Origin of the sequence: Polaribacter sp. NJDZ03, from assembly GCF_019263805.1 — a bacterium.
GTDB lineage: Bacteria > Bacteroidota > Bacteroidia > Flavobacteriales > Flavobacteriaceae > Polaribacter.
In genome coordinates this window covers 2,950,494-2,970,859 of record NZ_CP079195.1, presented here as the reverse complement: position 1 = coordinate 2,970,859, position 20,366 = coordinate 2,950,494, and the positions used below count along the sequence as shown (strand labels likewise).

16 protein-coding genes are annotated in these 20,366 nt (G+C 28.3%); 5 read left to right on the top strand and 11 right to left on the bottom strand.

Annotated elements, in window-relative coordinates; genetic code table 11:
• Positions 1-187 precede the first annotated feature (187 nt).
• Together KV700_RS12645 and KV700_RS12640 are read left to right on the top strand one after the other, a co-directional pair.
• On the top strand, positions 188-3,346 hold the full coding sequence (locus KV700_RS12645; protein ID WP_218598095.1) for a S8 family serine peptidase: 3,159 nt from the start codon (positions 188-190) through the stop codon (positions 3,344-3,346).
• Between the two features lie 560 nt (positions 3,347-3,906).
• Entirely contained in the window at positions 3,907-5,778 is a 1,872-nt protein-coding gene (locus KV700_RS12640) for an ABC-F family ATP-binding cassette domain-containing protein (protein ID WP_218598094.1), read from the top strand.
• 182 nt (positions 5,779-5,960) lie between these two features.
• Here KV700_RS12640 and KV700_RS12635 read toward each other — a convergent pair whose 3' ends face one another.
• Complete coding sequence (locus tag KV700_RS12635; protein ID WP_218598093.1) at positions 5,961-6,677, bottom strand: 3'-5' exonuclease; 717 nt, start codon at positions 6,675-6,677, stop codon at positions 5,961-5,963.
• Positions 6,678-6,772: 95 nt separating this feature from the next.
• The gene (locus KV700_RS12630; RefSeq protein ID WP_218598092.1) at positions 6,773-7,582 is read right to left on the bottom strand and encodes a T9SS type A sorting domain-containing protein; all 810 of its coding nucleotides are present in this window, start codon (positions 7,580-7,582) and stop codon (positions 6,773-6,775) included.
• 231 nt (positions 7,583-7,813) lie between these two features.
• On the opposite strand from KV700_RS12630, the gene KV700_RS12625 reads away from it, so the two are divergent.
• Both KV700_RS12625 and KV700_RS12620 read left to right on the top strand, forming a co-directional pair.
• Positions 7,814-8,512, top strand: a complete 699-nt coding sequence (locus KV700_RS12625; RefSeq protein WP_166383391.1) for a response regulator transcription factor — start codon at positions 7,814-7,816, stop codon at positions 8,510-8,512.
• A gap of 9 nt (positions 8,513-8,521) precedes the next feature.
• Positions 8,522-9,562 carry a cell wall metabolism sensor histidine kinase WalK gene (locus KV700_RS12620; protein ID WP_218598091.1) on the top strand — a complete coding sequence of 347 codons (1,041 nt, stop codon included), beginning with the start codon at positions 8,522-8,524 and terminating at the stop codon, positions 9,560-9,562.
• Here the strand turns inward: KV700_RS12620 and KV700_RS12615 are convergent.
• The 8 genes from KV700_RS12615 to KV700_RS12580 form a co-directional block, all read right to left on the bottom strand.
• Entirely contained in the window at positions 9,527-10,585 is a 1,059-nt protein-coding gene (locus tag KV700_RS12615) for a glycosyltransferase (protein ID WP_218598090.1), read from the bottom strand. The two genes, KV700_RS12620 and KV700_RS12615, sit on opposite strands and share 36 nt — an antisense overlap.
• 165 nt (positions 10,586-10,750) lie before the next feature.
• On the bottom strand, positions 10,751-12,025 hold the full coding sequence (gene purD / locus KV700_RS12610) for a phosphoribosylamine--glycine ligase (protein WP_166383397.1): 1,275 nt from the start codon (positions 12,023-12,025) through the stop codon (positions 10,751-10,753).
• A gap of 110 nt (positions 12,026-12,135) precedes the next feature.
• Positions 12,136-12,906, bottom strand: a complete 771-nt coding sequence (locus KV700_RS12605; RefSeq protein WP_166383399.1) for a glycosyltransferase — start codon at positions 12,904-12,906, stop codon at positions 12,136-12,138.
• A 4-nt stretch (positions 12,907-12,910) separates the two neighbouring features.
• Positions 12,911-14,266: an exopolysaccharide biosynthesis polyprenyl glycosylphosphotransferase gene (locus KV700_RS12600; protein ID WP_166383401.1), complete on the bottom strand. Its 1,356-nt coding sequence runs from the start codon at positions 14,264-14,266 to the stop codon at positions 12,911-12,913.
• 1 nt (position 14,267) lies between these two features.
• A complete protein-coding gene (locus KV700_RS12595) occupies positions 14,268-15,371 on the bottom strand; it encodes a glycosyltransferase (protein ID WP_166383403.1) in 1,104 nt (367 codons plus the stop codon).
• A gap of 288 nt (positions 15,372-15,659) precedes the next feature.
• A complete protein-coding gene (locus KV700_RS12590; protein ID WP_218598089.1) occupies positions 15,660-16,715 on the bottom strand; it encodes a glycosyltransferase family 1 protein in 1,056 nt (351 codons plus the stop codon).
• Positions 16,702-18,021 (bottom strand): O-antigen ligase, encoded by a 1,320-nt coding sequence (locus KV700_RS12585; protein WP_166383407.1) that lies wholly within the window; start codon positions 18,019-18,021, stop codon positions 16,702-16,704. Before KV700_RS12585 ends, KV700_RS12590 begins: the two co-directional genes overlap by 14 nt.
• Positions 18,018-18,749 carry a hypothetical protein gene (locus KV700_RS12580; protein WP_218598088.1) on the bottom strand — a complete coding sequence of 244 codons (732 nt, stop codon included), beginning with the start codon at positions 18,747-18,749 and terminating at the stop codon, positions 18,018-18,020. The genes KV700_RS12585 and KV700_RS12580 overlap by 4 nt, the downstream gene beginning before the upstream one ends.
• 127 nt (positions 18,750-18,876) lie before the next feature.
• On the opposite strand from KV700_RS12580, the gene KV700_RS12575 reads away from it, so the two are divergent.
• Positions 18,877-19,200 carry a hypothetical protein gene (locus tag KV700_RS12575; protein WP_166383411.1) on the top strand — a complete coding sequence of 108 codons (324 nt, stop codon included), beginning with the start codon at positions 18,877-18,879 and terminating at the stop codon, positions 19,198-19,200.
• Here KV700_RS12575 and KV700_RS12570 read toward each other — a convergent pair.
• Positions 19,171-20,352, bottom strand: coding sequence for a glycosyltransferase family 4 protein (locus KV700_RS12570; protein WP_218598087.1), 1,182 nt, complete (start codon positions 20,350-20,352; stop codon positions 19,171-19,173). The genes KV700_RS12575 and KV700_RS12570 overlap by 30 nt on opposite strands.
• Positions 20,353-20,366 lie beyond the last annotated feature (14 nt).

Genomic DNA, 20,366 nt, shown 5'->3' with positions numbered 1-20,366 from the left:
AAACATAATTTTACAAAGAATAATTTACAAATATTTACTAATCCACGCAAAAGTAAAAATTATTCGTAATATATTATTAAATAAAATTAATAATACACATCTCTATTAAGTCTTATCGTTTAGACTTTCAAAAAAAAAAGGCGATAAAATTAACCCAAACAATCATTAATTGAAAACTACAAAAACAATGAAAACAAATTACTTCAGTAAACTTCTTATTATAGGAGTTTTTTTCGCATTCAGCTTAAACCTGCATGCACAAAAGCAAGTTGAATTAAAAAAAATTAGTGCCAAGTACAATCAAAAAACATTAAGTACTTTAGAAAATAAACTTAAAGAAAAGTCTTCTTTTGAAAAAGAAAAGGCACTTAAAATAGCAAAAAAGAAAGGATGGGATGTTAGGTTTATTAACAAAAAAGGAGAATTACTTGAACTTCAAAAAGTAGTAAACGGAAAACCAATTTACTACACAACATTTAATGTTGCTGCAGCAAAATCTACAAGAACAAACCATCTAAATTCTGGCGGATCTTTAGGCCTAAATCTTATGGGGCAAAATATGATTGCACATGTTTGGGATGGTGGTTTAGCAAGAACTTCTCATCAAGAATATGATGGAGCTGGCGGAACAAATAGATTTTCTATTGGAGACGGCACAACAACATTAAACTATCATTCTGCTCATGTAACAGGTACTATTATTGCTTCTGGGGTAGTTGCAAAAGCAAAAGGAATGGCACCACAAGCAAGAGCGGTTGGTTATGATTGGAATAATGATACTTCAGAAGCTACAAGTGCTGCTTCAAACGGAATGTTAGTTTCAAATCACTCTTATGGTTTTGCTACAAGAAATCAACAAGGGCAACCTCAACTTCCAGATTATTATTTTGGAGGATATATTTCTGATTCTAGAGATTGGGATAACGTTATGTTTAATGCTCCTAACTTTTTAATGGTTGTGGCTGCAGGAAATGACGGAAATGATAATTCTGCAAACGGAACTCCTTTAAATGGAAATTCTTCTTATGATAAGTTATCTGGTCATGCAACCTCTAAAAACGGAATGGTTGTAGCCAATGCTAATGATGCAAATATTGATGCCAATGGAAACTTACTTTCTGTTACCATAAACTCTTCTAGCAGCGAAGGACCAACAGACGATTACCGTATTAAACCAGATATTACAGGAAACGGAACTGCCGTTTATTCTACTTATGAATCTAGCGATACTGCATACAATAGTATTACAGGAACCTCTATGGCATCTCCAAACGTTGCTGGTACGTTATTAATTTTACAACAACACGCCAACAATGTTAGGGGTTCATTTATAAAAGCTTCTACGTTAAAAGGAATTGCTTTACATACTGCAGATGATGCAGGTGCCAATGGTCCTGATGCTATTTTTGGATGGGGATTAATGAATGCTAAAAAAGCAGCGGTTGCAATTACACAAAACGGTACTGAATCTAAAATTGAAGAATTAACTTTAACAAGCGGACAAACATACCAAATTACTGTAGATTCTGACGGAGTGAATGATTTAATGGCTTCAATTTCTTGGACAGATAGAGCGGGGGTAGCAACAACAAAAGTAAATTCAAATACAGCTGTTTTAGTAAATGATTTAGATATTAGAGTCTCAAAAAACGAAACTACATACACACCATGGAAACTAACGGGTGTTACCACTAATGGAAAAGGAGATAATACCGTAGACCCTTATGAAAGAGTAGATATTGCAAATGCATCAGGAACTTATACAATTAAAGTAACCCATAAGGGATCTTTAATTGGTGGAAGTCAAAATTACTCTTTAATAGTAACTGGTTTAACAGGAACTCCTACTATCTGTAATGCTACAACTCCAACAAGTCTTACTATTGATAATTTTGATTCTTCTACCGCAACTGCTTCTTGGAGTGCAGTTACAGGTACTTCTTACGATTTTAGATATCGAAAAACAGGAACTTCTACCTGGACAAACACTACTACCGCTACAACTTCTACTTCTTTATCAGGCTTAACTCCAAAAACTTCATACGAAGTACAAGTAAGAAGTAAATGTATAAATAATTCTACATCAGCATATAGCCAATCTGTTAATTTTACTACTAAAGATGTTCAATTAAATTATTGTAACTCTAACGGAAATAGTGTGAATGATGAATATATTAGTAAAGTAGTTTTAGGAAGTATTAACAATACAACCGGAGGAGCACCTAGCGGATATACAGATTACACTTCTCAATCTACAAATTTAACTAAAGGAACTTCTTCTACAATTACAATAACTCCTACTTGGACAGGAACTGCATATAATGAAGGTTATGCTGTTTTTATTGATTATAATAAAGATGGTGATTTTTCTGATAGTGGAGAAACTGTTTGGACTGTTACAACTTCAGAAACAACACCAATAAGTGGTTCTTTCACAGTGCCAACATCTGCAATTACAGGGCCAACAAGAATGCGTGTTGTTATGCAATACAATACAACTCCTTCTGCTTGTAATTCTTATGATTATGGAGAAACTGAAGATTATAGTGTAAACATTACGGGTGCTGCTGCAGTAACAGCATCTACAACAATGCTACATGAAGCTTATTTTGAATCTGACTGGAGCGGTTGGTCTGACGGAGGAACTGATTGCTATAGATATACTGGCACTAGCTCTTACCAAGGTAATTCTTCAATTAGAATTAGAGATAATTCTGGTACCGAATCTGCAATGACATCACCAACATTTAATTTAACTAGTTACAATTCTGTTGAAGTAGAATTCTATTTCTATTCTTACTCTATGGAAAACGGAGAAGATTTTTGGCTACGTTATTACAATGGGTCTTCTTGGACTACAGTAGCTGCTTGGGTAAGTGGAACAAATTTTGAAAATGACAAATTCTACACCGCTAAAATCACTTTAAATAATACTGATGTTAATTTTGCAACTAATACTGCCTTTAGGTTTCAAAATGATGCCTCTAATAATAACGATTACATCTATATAGACCAAGTAACTATTAAAGGTATCGTTGGCAATAAAGCTGCCGAAAACGCTATTAATGCACTGCCTACTAAAAACATAGGTTTTACAACTAACAATAGTTTATTTAATGGCGATAAAATGGTTTATCCAAACCCTGCGAGAGATATTTTAAATATCAATCCTAATTTTAGTTTAATATCACCTAATTATAGTATTACAAATGTATTAGGTCAAATAATAAAAACGGGGAGTATTAAAAATAATGCTATAAATATTAGCACCCTAAAAAAAGGAATTTATTTAATAAAATTAACCGACGAAGAAGAAACTTTTACTCAGAAATTTATTAAACAATAAATAACTTATTACCAATCATCCTTTAAAACCCTAGGTATAGCCTGGGGTTTTAAATTTTACATAACCATTTTCAGGGAGTCATCTCACCATTTTCAGGGAGGTGAAATTTCACCATTTTCGGGTATTGACAAGTACCTTTATTCATTATATATTTACATTATTATTGTATTAGAATTTATTAGGTTAAACAATACCTTTAAAAATAATACTGTGGATCTAAATACTTTTAAAAAAGAAATTTATTTAACTACAGTATCAAAAAAAAGAAAAACTTTTACCAAAAAAATTAACTAAACAGTAAAAAATCAACTAACTAACTAACTAACTAACTAACTACTAGAACTCTTAAGTTTAACTTAAGGGTTCTTTTTTTTTGTACTATCATTTTTACAGAGACAAAAATTTACGATTATAAGTAATAAACTCGTGCTTTATTTTACCAGATATTTATTTATTATTAGAAAATATTTAATTTATTCCTCTAAAAAAATTAAATGCCATCAAAAACCTAAGTTAACGCTTTGGTTTTTTGTTTCTTTGCAAAAAATAAATTTATTTCTGTGAATTATTTATCTGTTGAAAATATCTCTAAGTCATACGGAGAACGCGTTTTATTTGAAGACATCTCTTTTGGAATTAGTAAAGACCAAAAAGTTGCCTTTGTAGCTAAAAATGGTAGTGGTAAAACATCTATCTTAAATATTATAGCTGGTTTAGATGTTCCAGACTCTGGGCAAGTAGTTAGTAGAAAAGGTATTTCTATTGCTTATTTGGCTCAAAAAGATGATATTAATCCAGATTTAACCATAGAAGAAACCATCTTTGCTACAGATAATAAAATTCTTTCTATTGTTAACCAATACGAAAAAGCATTATTAAACCTAGACGATACCGATGCATACCAAACTGCTTTTGAGCAAATGGAACAATACAATGCTTGGGATTTTGAAACACAATACAGACAAATTTTATCAAAATTAAAGTTAGACGATTTAACTTTAAAAGTAGGTGCACTTTCTGGTGGACAAAGAAAACGGTTATCTCTAGCAATCGTTTTAATTAATAAACCAGATTTATTAATTTTAGATGAGCCTACAAATCATTTAGATTTAGAAATGATCGAATGGTTAGAAGCTTTCTTTGCAAAAGAAAAAATCACTTTATTTATGGTTACGCACGACCGTTATTTCTTAGAACGTGTTTGTAACGAAATCTTAGAGTTAGATGAAGGTAAAATATATAAATACAAGGGTAATTACTCTTACTATTTACAAAATAAAGAAGAACGTTTAGCTTTAGAAGCAACCAATTTAGGGAAAGCTAAAAGTTTATTTAAAAAAGAATTAGAATGGATGCGTAAGCAACCAAAGGCAAGAACTACAAAATCGAAATCTAGAACAGATGACTTTTATCAAATTAAAGAAAAAGCACATCAACGTAGACAAGATCATCAAGTGCAATTAGAAATAAATATGGAACGTTTAGGAAGTAAAATTCTTGAACTTCATAAGGTTTCTAAGTCTTTTGGTGATAAAAAGATTTTAGAGAATTTCGATTACGTCTTTAAACGTGGAGAACGTATTGGTATTATTGGTAAAAACGGAACCGGTAAATCTTCTTTCTTAAATATTATTACAGAAACGGCAGAATTAGATGCTGGTAAAGTTATTTTAGGTGAAACTGTAAAGTATGGTTACTATACACAAGCTGGTATAGAAATAAAAGAAGGACAAAAAGTAATTGATGTTGTTAAAGAATTTGGAGAATTTATCCCTTTAACTAAAGGAAGAAAAATTTCTGCATCACAATTATTAGAGCGTTTTTTATTCGACAAGAAAAAACAATACGATTTTGTAGAAAGACTATCTGGAGGAGAACAAAAACGTTTATACTTATGTGCTGTTTTAATTCAGAATCCTAACTTTTTAATCTTAGATGAGCCAACAAACGATTTAGATGTTGTAACACTAAATGTATTAGAAAGTTTCTTATTAGATTTCCCTGGTAACCTATTAGTTGTTTCGCATGACAGGTATTTTATGGATAAAATTGTAGACGCATTATTTGTTTTTAGAGGCGAAGGTGTTGTAGAGAATTTTCCAGGAAACTACTCAGATTTTAGAGCGTACGATGATGGTTCTGCTTTAACAGAAGTTGTAGCAAAACCTATAGGGAAACAGGAAGATAAAAAAGAGGTTAAAAAATCAAATAAAAACACCTTAACTTTTGATGAAAAAAGAGAGTTTGGGGCTTTAGAAGGAGATATTGAAAGACTTCAAAGAAGAAAAGCAACGATAGAAGCAGAATTTTTAAATGTAGAAATTGCGCCTGATGATATTGCTAAAAAATCTGAAGAATTACAAGAAACAATCGCTAATTTAGAGCAAAAAGAAGAACGCTGGTTAGAGCTTTCTATGAAATTAGAAGATTAAAAGTTGTTGCACAAAGAATCTACTAGTAAAATAATTTTCATACTCCTGCAAGGTCTTTTTTTGACCTTGTAGGTGTAATTCAAAATAGTTAAAAACACCTACAAGGTTTTGGAAACCTTGCAGGAGAAACTTCTTATTTTCTTTTATACGTCTGAGTTTCTCTATAAATCTCGGCAAAATAATTAAACACTTACAATATCTTCTGCTTTCAATAATTCTTGGTTGTTAAAACGCAATAAAATTTGAGCCACTGCAATGGTATCCTTTTCACAATAGGTTACAATTCTTTGTAGGTTTTTTTCTTTGTAATAGACTTTAGCCACTTCACTCCCATCAATATCATCTTTTGGTGATGGAATACCTAAAATAGACGTTAATAATTTTAGTGATGTATAATGTTTATAATCGCCAAATTTCCATAGTTCTAGTGTATCTATATGCGGAACTTCCCAAGGCTTTTTACCAAACAAGTTTAATTTACTTGGTAATTCTATTTGATGTACAATCATTCTTCTGGCGATAAAAGGAAAATCGAATTCTTTACCATTATGTGCACATAAAACATTGCTTTTCTTATTAAAATGTAAGTTTAGTAACGATTTAAACTCCATTAAAAGTAGATGTTCATCATCACCATAAAAAGAAGTTAAACGCAATTGTTTTCTCTTTTCAACATCAACAAAATACCCAACAGAAATACAAACAATCTTGCCAAATTCTGCCCAAATACCAGCTCTTTCATAAAACTCTTCGGCCGTAACATCTTCTTTACGTTGGTATTCAGTTTTCTTATTGTACAGTACTTGCGTTTCTTCTGCAAGCTGTTCCCAATCTTCATATTCTGGCACAGTTTCAATATCTAAAAAAAGAACATCATTAAGTTTTAAAGGTAAATTCATAGCAATATATTTTCTTGTTCACCTAGTAAGATACTAAAAATAAAAAAGTTCCGAATTTAATTCGGAGCTTTTTATAATAAAGAGGTGTTTAGAAATTATCTAATCACTAATTTTTTAGTAGCTGTTTTACCATCTTCTGTAACTTTTAAAATGTAGATTCCAGAGTTTACTGTAGAAACATCTAAGTTTTTCTTTAAACCTGTAAAAGAAGTAGAAAACACTTTTTTACCAATAACACTAAAAATAGCTACTTGTTTAGTATTTGAACTATTACTAGAAATCGTAAAATTTTTATCTGTAATTGGGTTTGGGTATGTTGCAAAACCTTCTATAGCATTATTTTTTACTGATGCTGTTGTATTTTTAATAAATGATAAATCATCCCAATAAGTAACAGAGTTTGAATAAGATCTTACCTCGTAATAAAAACGATCTACACCTGCAGGAGCAGTAACGATAACTTCGTGTTTTGTCCAAACACCACCATTATTATCTAAATAACCATCTTCTGGCCCTCTTAAAATATCAGCAGAACGATTATTTCCATCTCCTGCATGATAAACTGTAGTTGAACCATTTTTCCAAGTACACCAAATTCTTGCATCCTTATCATCTCCGGCAGTAACTTTATACCAAAAACTTACTGTATAGCTTTCACCAGGAACAATTCCTGTAATTGTTTGTCCTAAATCTTTAGTCCCAGATTCACCATTTCTAACCGCTGAAAAAGAACCACCATGTATTTCTGTTGTTATTTTGGTTAAACTCTCTGCTTTTGTCCAACTTGTTGGAGACGTATCATCATCCCAATTTTCTAAACCTCCGTTTAATAGCATTTCTTGACCAAAAGAAACACCTGTTAAACAAAGTGTAATTAATAAAGTAAAAATGTAGTTTTTTTTCATGCTGCAACTATTTTAGATTATTCAAGTAAAAATACATATAATTGAATTATTAATAGCTTAATTTATTATTCAACTAATAAAATTAAAAAAAAACTAAATTTTAATCAATAATATATTTTAATGTTACATTAACGTTAATAGACTTGTTTGAGATTAAATGATTGTTAAGTAATAGACTTGCTAATATAATTATTACTATTTTTGATATTCAACGGTACTTTAACTAGTTATATGAATAAAAGTGATATTAAAATTTTATTGGTAGATGATGAACCAGATATTATAGAAATTGTTGGTTACAATTTAAAAAATGAAGGTTATCAGATATTTACAGCAACAAATGGTGTAGAAGCTGTTAAAGCTGCTAAGAAAAATATTCCTCATCTAATTTTATTAGATATTATGATGCCAGAAATGGACGGAATAGAAGCTTGCGAAAAAATTAGAAAAGTAAAATCACTAGAAAACGTTATTATTGCATTCTTAACAGCTAGAGGCGAAGACTATTCTCAATTAGCTGGTTTTGAAGCCGGTGCAGATGATTATATTACAAAACCTATTAAACCTAAAGTTTTAATAAGTAAAGTAAAATCTCTTTTACGAAGACTAAAAACAAAAAAAGATAGCGAAGAAACTTTTAAAATTGGTGATATTGTTATCGATAGAGATGAATATGTAGTCTATAAGGCAGGAAAAAGAATATCGCTACCTAGAAAAGAATTCGAATTATTTTCTTTGTTAACCTCTAAACCTGGTAAAGTTTTTAAAAGAGAAGTTATATTAGATACCGTTTGGGGAAATGAAGTTGTTGTAGGCGGCAGAACTATTGATGTACACATTAGAAAACTGCGTGAAAAAATTGGTGACGACCACTTTAAAACTGTAAAAGGGGTTGGCTATAAGTTTGTTTTAGAAGGTGCAGAACATTAAAATTGCCTCATGAAAATTAAAAAAACGTATTCTTACGCACTTTGGTCTGCCGTATACTTAACAATGCTTACTGTTGTTATCGCATTAATATTCTATTATTTTTTTTCTAATCATATTGGTGCCGTTTCTGTCTTTTTTTCTATTGTAGTTCTTTTTGTAATTTCCTTTTTTATCATTCAGTATAGAACAGAACACTTTATTTACAGACGTCTTAAAAAAATATATGAAGATGTTTCTATTTTAGATGTAAACGATTTACGAAGAGATTCTGTAACTACAGATATTGAAAAACTTTCTAAAAGAATGCAAAGATTTGTAGAAGGTAAAAGACTAGAAATAAAAAGTTTAACAGAGAGAGATTCTTTTAGAAGAGATTTTTTAGGAAATGTTGCACACGAACTAAAAACACCTTTATTTACGGTACAAGGCTATATTTTAACCTTAATTGAAGGAGCCGTAAATGACAAAGAAATTAGAACAAAATACTTAGAAAGAGCCAATAAAGGAGTAGAAAGATTGGTTGCTGTTATTAAAGATTTAGATATGATTGCTAAATTAGAAAATGATGGTATGAAACTAAATAAAGATGTCTTTAATATTTTAGAACTTGTACAAAATGTCTTTGACATGTTTGAAATGAGAGCTAAAAAAAGAAACATTATCTTAAAATTTGATAGAATTCATGAATTTCCTGTATTTGTAAAAGGAGATGCAGAAAAAATTGAACAAGTTTTAATAAACCTAATTGTAAACTCTATTAAATATGGTAAACCAAACGGTACTACTATTGTTGCGGTAGAAAGTTACAATGAAAATAAATTTATTGTTAAAACAATAGATAATGGTGAAGGGATTAAACCACAACATCTTTCGCGTCTTTTTGAGCGATTTTATAGAGTAGACCAAAGCAGATCTAGAGAACAAGGTGGTTCTGGTTTAGGTTTGTCTATTGTAAAACACATTATAGAAGCACATAACGAAACCATTTTACTAAAGAGTACTTATGGCGAAGGATCAGAGTTTTCTTTTACGCTCGAAAAGGCTAAATAAATCTGAATCTAATATTGTTTCTACAGTTTTTAAACCTTTATAATCTTCAACTTTAAAAATATCTTCTTTTACAAAATCTTTCATTTTAGAAAATGGAGCATACTTTTTTTCTTCTAAAAATGATGCTAAATATTCTTGCTCATCTTGTTGTTCTGTTGGAATAAAAAATACTTTTTTACCCAGAACAGCCAAATCCATTATAGAGGAATAACCAGATCTACAAATAACAATCTTACTCGCGTTTATTAAATCTTGAAGTTCGTGTGATAGTACATAATTGTAAAAAGTAGTATTTCCTATTTTCCAACTTTTTTTTGCGGACTCTATTTTACCTAAAACAAAAATAATATTTCTAGTGTCGTTTTTAAAGACTGAGATTAACTTTTTCTCTAAGAATGTCCTGTTGGGTTCAATACCAGAAAGAATGATTAAAACATCTGTATTTTGGGTTGATGCTGCTTTTTTAAAACGACTTAAAACTCCAATAAACTTTGTGTTCAGATTTTTTTTGGTTGATGATAGTTTTCCTGAAAACTGAGAATTTTCATTATCGGGAATCCAACATTCATCAAACTTTTTTATTATTTGTTGATGAAAATAAGAAGTAAAAAAAGTGGTACGCCCAGACAAGACGTTTACTTGATGGGTTATGTAAACCGAAGGAACTAACGAGCTTCTTACTCCGAATCTGTTATCTGATATTACACCAACAACGTCTGTATTTTTAAGTATAAAATCATTTATAATTTTACATTCTTCTCTAACAGCTTTTAAAATTTTAGGAATTTGAAAAAGTAATCCCAACTTTAAATTTCTATGATAAGAAATATTATAAGCTGGGATTTCTATATATTCTAAGTAAGGAAACTCTTTTCTTAAAAAGGTTAAGGCGTTTCCGTCTGATGCAATAATGGGTGTAAAATTATTTTCTAATAATGCATTTATAATAGGCACACAACGTGTTGCATGACCTAAACCCCAATTTAAGGGTGCAATTATTATTTTATTTTGGCTCGCTTTCATTTTTTAATCATCACTAAAAAACTCGGATAAAACAGTTGCTTTTAAACAAGTGCGTTAGGGATTGAAATGGCATCCTTTTTTTCTTTTTCTGAAAAAAAGATATAATCTTTCGACTCCACTCAAGATAAATTCCAAGCCTGTTAAAACGCCCAAATAAAAATAAATTTACACTAAATCGAAACCAATGTCTTTTCTGTAATTCATTTTATCGAAATGAATCTTATCTATACTTTTATAACTCTTTTCTAAAGCCTCTTCAATGGTGTTACCAAAAGAAGTTACCGCGATAACTCTACCTCCGTTTGTAACCACTTTACCATCTTTAATGGTAGTACCTGCATGAAAAACGAAAGAATCTTCTACGGTATCGTAACCTGTAATTTCTTTATTTTTCTCGTATGCATCTGGGTATCCGCCAGAAACCAACATTACGGTTGTTGCCGTTTTATCGGTTACAGAAAATGATTTTTCATGTAAATTTTGATGTGCCACTCCTTCGAACAATTCAAATAAATCTGACTCAATTCTTGGTAAAACAACTTCCGTTTCCGGATCCCCCATTCTCACGTTATACTCAACCACAGAAGGGTTTCCGTTGTCGTTCATTAAACCAATAAAGATAAAACCTCTGTAATCTATTCCGTCTTTTTGTAAACCTGCAATTGTTGGTTTTACAACCAATTCTTCTACTTTATCTAAAAATGCTTTATCTGCAAATGGTACAGGAGAAATTGCGCCCATTCCGCCAGTATTTAAACCTGCGTCACCTTCTCCAATTCTCTTATAATCTTTTGCTGATGGTAAAATTTTATAGCTTTTTCCGTCTGTTAAAACAAAGACAGATAATTCTATTCCTTTTAAAAATTCTTCGATAACAACGGTTGTAGATGCTTCTCCGAATTTTTTGTTAGAAACCATATCTTCTAATTCGGTTTTTGCTTCTTCTAAAGAGTTTAAAATTAATACTCCTTTTCCTGCTGCTAAACCGTCTGCTTTTAATACAAAAGGTGGTGCTAAGGTTTCTAAGAAATCAAAACCTTCTTGTAAATTATCTTTCGTAAAAGATTGATATCTGGCTGTTGGAACGCCATGTTTTTGCATAAATTGTTTAGAGAAATCTTTAGATCCTTCTAACAATGCTCCGTCTTTTTTAGGTCCGATTACAGGAATATCTTTCAACTTTTCGTCTGCCAAAAAGAAATCGTGAACTCCAGCTACCAAAGGTACTTCTGGACCAACAACAACCATTTTAATGTCGTTTTCTAAGGTTACTTTTTTAACCGCTTCAAAATCTGTAGCATCAATATTAATATTGGTGGCAATTTTGTCTGTTCCGGCATTTCCTGGAGCTACAAATAGTTTATTAATTTTTTTACTTTCTAATAATTTAATTGCAAAAGCGTGTTCTCTACCTCCAGAACCTAAAATAAGTACATTCATTGTTTGTTGTGTTGTTGTTATTGCAAATATATTTTAAAAATATTGGATTCCCCTTTGATTGTATAGACAATTTAAAGGAAAACGAAATTCTATTTAAGAACTTTGCGTTCTTAAAACCCCCATTTAAAGAAATATTTAACCACAGATAAAGTATGTCGTAAAAATAATTTTTTGCTTTTAGAAGAGCCTTGTTTTAAAACATGTATGATTTCTTCTTGAGGAAAATAGATTTTTTTCTTCTGTAATACATCTATTTTTTTACAAATATCAACATCCTCCATATATAAGAAATATCGCTTATCAAAACCTTTTAATGCTATAAAGTCTTCTGTTCTGTATAATTGAAAACAGCCTGTAATATATTCTGCAAAAAAAGGCACTTTTAAATCTCTTTCTCTGTATTCTCCTTTTAAAATAACAGCTGTAAAAAATGGTTTTAACAATGAAAACCTCCTAGCAATTAACTCTGAAACAGAAGGATACCTTCTGCAAGAATATTGATGCCTACCATCTGGAAACAAAACTTTTGGCGCAATCATTGCAACTTCTTTATTGTTTGCTAATTCTTTAATTAAGTTAAGTATAACTGTTGGTTTAAAAAAAACATCTGGGTTTAATACTAAGTGAAACCTAGAGCTTTTATCAATTTTATCTAAAACTATATTATGTCCAGAGCCAAAACCTATATTATGTCCAATAGCTATATATTCTATTTCATTTTGTAAAAAAAGATTATTAAACATTTTTTCAGGAGTATTATCTATTAAATAAAGTTTCTTTTTTAGTGGAATACTTAAAAAACAATTTATTGTTTCGGTAAGCTCCTCTAAATTTTCATTATAAAGAACAATAGATACTGTTATGTCTAATTTCTCTTTCATTTATTTAATATGCTTTCTCTTCTCCTTTAAAAATATTCATACAAGTTTTAAATATAATTTTAATATCTAATAAAAATGACCAATTTTCTATATAAAAAACATCTAAACGAACTCTATTTTCTATATCTGATTTTTTTTGTATTTCACCTCTATAACCACTAACCTGAGCCAAACCAGTAATTCCTGGTTTTACAGACTTTCTTTTCATATAATTATTAACTTCTTTATCAAATTTTAAAGAATGAATATTCATATGTGGTCTTGGCCCTACAATACTCATCTGACCTAAAAATACATTAATAAATTGAGGAAATTCATCAATACTTGTTTTTCTTAAAAAAGCTCCTACTTTAGTAATTCTGGCATCATTTTTCTTTGTATGGCCTGCATCTATTGATTTTTCTTGATACATAGATCTAAATTTATAACACATAAAGTCTCCTCCATTAATACCTTCTCTTTTTTGTTTAAAAATTGTTGCCCCTTTAGATTCAATTCTTATAATAAGAATAATAATAGGAAATAGCCATGAAAAAACAAGTATACCGATTAAAAAAGAAAATAAAATATCAAAAAATCTTTTTAAAGCTCTATTCTCAAAGATTTCAAGTGGTAATTTTTTTACATTTAAAATTGGTAAAGAATTACCAAAATACTCTGTATTTAAATCTTTATTATATATTTCTCTTGAGTTAGGTATTAATTTTAGTATTAAATTATTTCTATTCGCAAACTTTCTTATTTTTCTTAATTCTACTTCTTTTAATTCATCTAAAGAACAGAATATTTCATCAACTTCATTTTTTAACACATATTTAAAACTAGCTTTAATAGTACCTAAATACAACTTATTAACTTTTACTTTATCAGAAAAAAAACCTAGATACTTATATCCTAATTCCTTATCTTCTATTAATGTTTGTATAATTTTTTTTGTTGAACTATCACTCCCTAAAACAACAACGTTTCTGTAATTATTACCTTTAGACCTGTATAATCTTATCGAATAAAAAACAAAAAGTTTGAAGATCCATAAAAATGCTATAATTATTGTTAAAATTTTTGCTTGATTATTAATAACAACCCCCTCTCTAAAAAAACCAAAATAAGTAAAATAGCCTAAAATAAAAATAACCGTCTGGGATATTAATATTTTAATAAGCTGATAAAGTTTGGTATTTCTATACGTATTATAGTATCCTAAAACTAAAGAAGAAATTAACCAAAATAGGGAAATGTAAACTAGAAAAAATTTATTTAAAAACTCAGAATCATAGATAAAAAAGATTACTAAGTTTATTATTAATAAATCAAAAAAAAATGATACTGGTTTTATATATGTTGAATATCTTTTTCTCAAATTAAAGATTTTTTATTTTTTGTTCTACAAATTCTTTAAATTCTCTTTCAAACCTTTCTTTACTAAAACGCTCTGCATTTCTTCTAATTATCTTAGCGTCAAATTTTAAAGTCTCAAATTTGTTTACAGCTTCCATAATATCTGTAGTTTCTTGTTTTTGAAAAAACACACCAGTTTCATTATTAATCACGGTTTCTTTTAACCCACCTCTATTTAGTGCAATAACTGGTGTACCACAACTTTGAGCTTCTACAGGTAAAATTCCAAAATCCTCATCAGCGGCAAAAACTAATGCTCTTGCTTTTTGTAGAATTTTAACCATGTCATCTTGTTTTTTTCTTCCTAAAATTTCTACATTGCTTTTAGCAATTTCAACAATTTTAGACATCTCTGGTCCTTCTCCAATAACTTTTAATTTTTTATTTGGCATTTTATTAAAAGCTTCAACAATTAAAGCAATTTTCTTATAAGAAACTAATCTAGAAGCTGCTACGTAATAGTCTTCTTTATTTTCTTCTAATGGAAAATTTTGTATATCTACAGGTGGATAAATAACAGTAGCTTCCCTATTATAAATTTTCTTTATTCTTTGGGCTATGTAATTAGAATTAGCTACAAAATGGTCTACTCTATTGGTAGAAATAACATCCCAAGTTCTTAATTTATGTAAAACTCGTTTGGCATACCACCCTTTTAAACCTGTTGTTAGGTTTTTATCTTCTAAATATTCATGATATAAATTCCATGCATATCTCATTGGAGAATGGCAATAACAAATATGTAATTGGTTTTGGTTTGTTAAAACACCTTTAGCTATCGATGACGAAGAAGAAATTACTAATTCATAGTCGTTAAGGTTAAAGGATTCTATCGCTTTTGGAAAAAATTGCAAAAATTTTCTATGATTCTTTTTAGCTGTTGGAAACTTTTGAATAAAGCTAGTTTTAACTTTTTTTCCTTTTAAAATAAAAGATCTGTCTTTTTCATCTAAAAAATCTATAAGTGAGTGATATTCTAAATCATCCCAAATATTACCAATTGAATGAACTACTTTTTCGGCTCCACCATTTGTATAAAACCAGTCATGTACTAGTGCTTTTCTCATTTAATTTCTAGCTTTTTAGCCCAAATTTATGGAATGTTGCCTTATAAAATAGTGTAAAATCAAAAAAATGACAGTAATTTTTCTAAACTTAAAAGGGATATACAAATAAACCTCTAAAATTGAACTTCTTGTAGAAAAAACTAAATAACAATGGTGTTAATAGACCCTATAGTAAAACCTAAAAACACATGTAATATAACAGATGATATTTTAAAAAAACTACAACATCAAATAACCTACTAAAACCATATTTACACACAACAAGAAGATTCATTTATTAAAAAGGTTTTACTTTTTTAAATGCTTTGCCTCTAATTCTAAAATTTTTATTTTTAAGAAACTAGCAGACTTCGTCCAACTATATTTATCCAATTGATTAAATACTTGCTTAGGTTTATTTATTGATAAAATAATTTTATCTTTTATATCCGCTGTACTTTTAGGATTAAAATACACCGCATTGTTACCACAAACTTCTTTAAAAACATCTATATTAGAAACACATACAGGAGCACCACAACTCATAGCTTCTATTATTGGTATACCAAAACCTTCATACAAACTAGGATATACAAAAAGCCTTGCGTTCTTATAAAATCCTTTTAAATCATAATCATTTACACCTGTTAGTATTTTAATGCGAGAATGATGTTCTTCTATATTTAAAGCCTCAAAAGCAAAATTTTTATCAAAATTACCAATAATATATAACTTTAATTTTTTATCAGGTAATATAAGAAATGCTTCAATTAATCTTTTTAAATTTTTTCTAGGATGAAAAGAAGAAACTGTTAGAATATAATCTTCTTCATTTTTATAACTTTCTTTTTCTTGTGCATCTTTTTCTAAAAAAATGGTACTTACAGCATTGTAGATAACACTAATTTTATTTTCAGGTATTTCTAATTCACTAATCAGTTCTTTTTTAGAGCTATTACTAACTGTTAATATATGGTCTGCCTTTTTAGCTATAATCGGTATCATAAAATTATATACCAATGAAAACATTTTTGAATTCCATTCGGGAAATAACATAAAACTTAGATCATGGATTGTTACAATTTGATGTTTTAAAAAAAGAGGAGCAGTATTACATAATGAAATTAATAAGGCATCTTTTTTGCTAACATACAATTGTAATGTTATTTGCTCCCATAAATGACCTGTTAAATTACCAATTTTTTTTATATCTAATTCTTCTGCAATCTCAGAATTTATAATATTTTTTGGAGAAACAAATTCAATTTCTAAATTACTTTTTTTTAACTCCTTACAAATTTCAATTGCAAACCTTTGAACCCCTGTAATTCTTTGAGTTAAAAATCTTGAATTAATTATAATCATACGAATTTTTCTTTTTTAGGGTATTAAAAAATAAAAGCGAATTAAAGAAAGAAAAAAAGATAACACCATCTGATCTTACTAAAATATTTTCCGTTAAAAACATCAGACAAATAGATATTATAAAATAAAAATATATAAAATTTTTATCTCTATAAGATTTTCTTATCATATAAAACAAAAAAAACATAAAGGCTATAAAACCAATAACACCAGAAGAAACAAAAAATAAAAGATACTGATTATGAGTATTATAATCATTCCAACTATAAATAACAGAACTAAGTTCTGTAGAATAACAATTATTTAATTCATCTTGCATGTCACCAATACCAACACCTAAAAATAAATTTTTAGGAATTAAATTTAACGAACAGTAATATATACCGTTTCTAACATTTGAAGAATTATAATCATTAATTTTTGAACTTTTATTTAAAACCTGAAACCCTGTGTTAAAATACTCTTTTACCCTTATAGATAGTGGGTTCTTAAACGATAATGTAAGAATACAAATTAGCGAAAAAGTAAAACCTAAATAAAACAACTTCTTTTTTGTTAATCTACCAAAAACAACAATAGTTATAATACTAGATACTAAAAGAGACAATAAAGGCATTCTAGTTGAAATAAGGTATAACCAAGTTAACAAGATAACTACTAAAAAGAATAAAACGACTCTTTCAGCCCATATCTTCCTTTTATAAATTGAAGCACTAAATATAAAAATAGTAAAAGATATCCATAATCCTTGGTAAGTAGTATGTGTGTTTGAAATGGTATTTATAAAACTTCTAAACCTTCTAAGCTTAATTCTTGAAACAGCTTCTTCAGTAACCTCATGAATAGATTTGTATCCGTTAATTTTTATTTCTGATACTGATAATCCTTCCAATAAATAGTCCATATTAAATAAGACTACACTTAATTGATAAAGAACTAGTAAAACAACGGCAATAGAAAAAACATATATAATTCTAAACACATTTTTATTATTAAAAATATTTCTATTTAAAAAAAAAGGAATTGGAATAATTATAAAAGACAACATTTTAGTTAAGGTATTTATTCCTTCATTTGTATTTTTAGAATAAATTAATGAAAAAATTAATATTAAATACGGAATTAAAAACACCCATATTTCTTTATTCAATTTAACATTAATCTTATTTTCTTTAAAATAAAATAAAATACCAGATAGACACCAGATAACAGTTACGACACTTCTAACTCCAAAAGGAAGTAAAGGAAAAGATGCTAAAACTAAAGTGAAACTTAAAAAGAACTTATGTAAAATACTTATTTTCATTTTTCTAAATTATGTATTACTTTCTCTTTTTTTATTTTTATAAACAATAACGGAAAGATTCCTAAAAACACAATGCTTTGTGTTAAATGAACAAGAAAACCAGCTAAAAAAAAGGCTATTAAAATAAAAAAGGACTTATTATTATTTTTAATTTTTTGAAGAATAAAAAGAATAATTAAAACAATTCCTATAAACCCAGATGAAAATAAAAAAAAGAACCAAGAACTATCTATAGTCTCTATAAAACCACCTATTCCTCTAACACCTCCTCCTACATTACCAATTGCTCCTCCAAAAAGAAAATTATAATCTACATTAATCTGAGTAGTCCATAAATGAACTCTATCATATAAAGATGCTGTTGATAAAATATTATTTTTAGCTAAAAAAATAAATGTTAAAACACCAACAGGCATTCCAACCTTTAAAAGTAAAACTAACTTCTTCAAATTTTTCTTTTTGGTAAAAAACTTAAAAAACTCATATACTATAAAAATCAAGTATGGACTTCTTACAAATGAAAAAATTAAAGGTATTAATGCAAAGTATTTCTTCTTTTTAAATTTTTCATTTTGATCCATTAAAAGATAAGTTAAAATACTAAAATAACCTACAGATGCAGGATTACCAATAAGAGCTGGAGATCTCCAAAATTTAGAAAAATTAGTCATTTTAAATTTATATTCAGGATCAATTCCCCATCTATAACGTCCTGTCATTAATTCCATATAACTCTTTGGCCCTAAAACATAGGTTAATATTATAAACCCTGTATTTAATATTAGTAAATAAAAAAGAAGGTTTAATATTTTATTCCACTCTTTTTCTTCGATTTCTAATTTTTGAAATATAAAAATGAGAATAAATAAAAAATACACTTCTCTAAACGAAATATATAAAGATTGTAATCCATTATTATTAAACAACAATACTATAAATAACCCCAAAAAATATAGAATAAAAAGTGAGTCTATAATGGTGACTTTTATTTTTTTTATTGCTTTAAAAAGGAACAGAAAACAAATTAAAAAAAAAGAAAGAGGATGGATAAGTTTTTTTAATTCCCAATTACCAAGAAATTTAAAAACGACAAAAGTTAAAACACCTTGTGTAGATATTATTGTTAAAAGAATAGACCAAAAAAAAAGCTTATTTAATTTTACCCTCATTGATCAATAATTTATGAAACACATTTAAATACTCCTCTACAACTTTTTCTACTTTAAACTGTTTAAGAAACTCCTCATTAAAATTAAAACTATTTAAAAAATTCTTGTCTAAAATTATTTTTTCGATAAGAAGATCTAAATTTTCATCATCCGGGTTAAAAATAAAGGCTTTATTATTCGACAAAAGTTCTATGATGCCACCTCTCTTACTACCAATAACAGGTTTTTTATGTATTAAAGATTCTAAAACAACTCTTCCGAAAGGCTCGTGCCATAATGAAGGCACAATTAACACATCTATTTTCTTAAAGAAATCATTGCTATTTATAAACCCTAAGAATTTTATTTTATCAGAATTATTAATTCCTTTTAAATAATTAAGATATTTTTCCTCTATATTTCCTGCAATTAAAAGTTGCCAATTCTTACTTTTTATATTTAAGAAACTTTGTAATAACAACTCAACACCCTTCGATTTATTAACCTGACCAATATAACCAAACACAATTTTATCATTATCTATAGAATTATGTTTACTCTTAATATTAAAACCATTATAAATTACTTGATTCTGCACATCTTTAAAATATCCATTTTTTAAATGATCTTGTAAAATATAATTACTAATACCTATTACATGATCTACTTTAGCTGAATCTTTCTTTTTTGTAATAGAAAGTAATTTACAATCTACGCAAAGAGTTTTACAATTTTTTTCATTTTTAAACTTTGTTATTTTTGGACATTGTAAATAATAATCTCTTAAAGTATGAACTATCTTTACCTTAAATTGCTTTGCTATTGACCAAATATTGGTAGAAAAGCCACTTAAATTATTTGTAAATAAAACATCTGGTTTAAATTCTATAAATATTTTATTAAACTCACTAAGATAGTTGGTATTCTTAGAATCTTTTAAATGCCATAAAAATTTCTGATATGGAGACTTAGTACTATTATCAAAAGGCCAATAATTGTTTTTAATTTTTAAAGCATTAACACTAACTCCTTTTATTTCATAATTTGAGTCTTGTTTATCTAAACAAACAACTTTTACAACATGTCCTGAAAGTACTAGTTTTTCAGCTAAAATTTGTACTGATTTCTCTGCACCTCCAATACTATTAGGATAATATAAAGTATTAACAATCAATATTTTCATAAACAAACTCTACT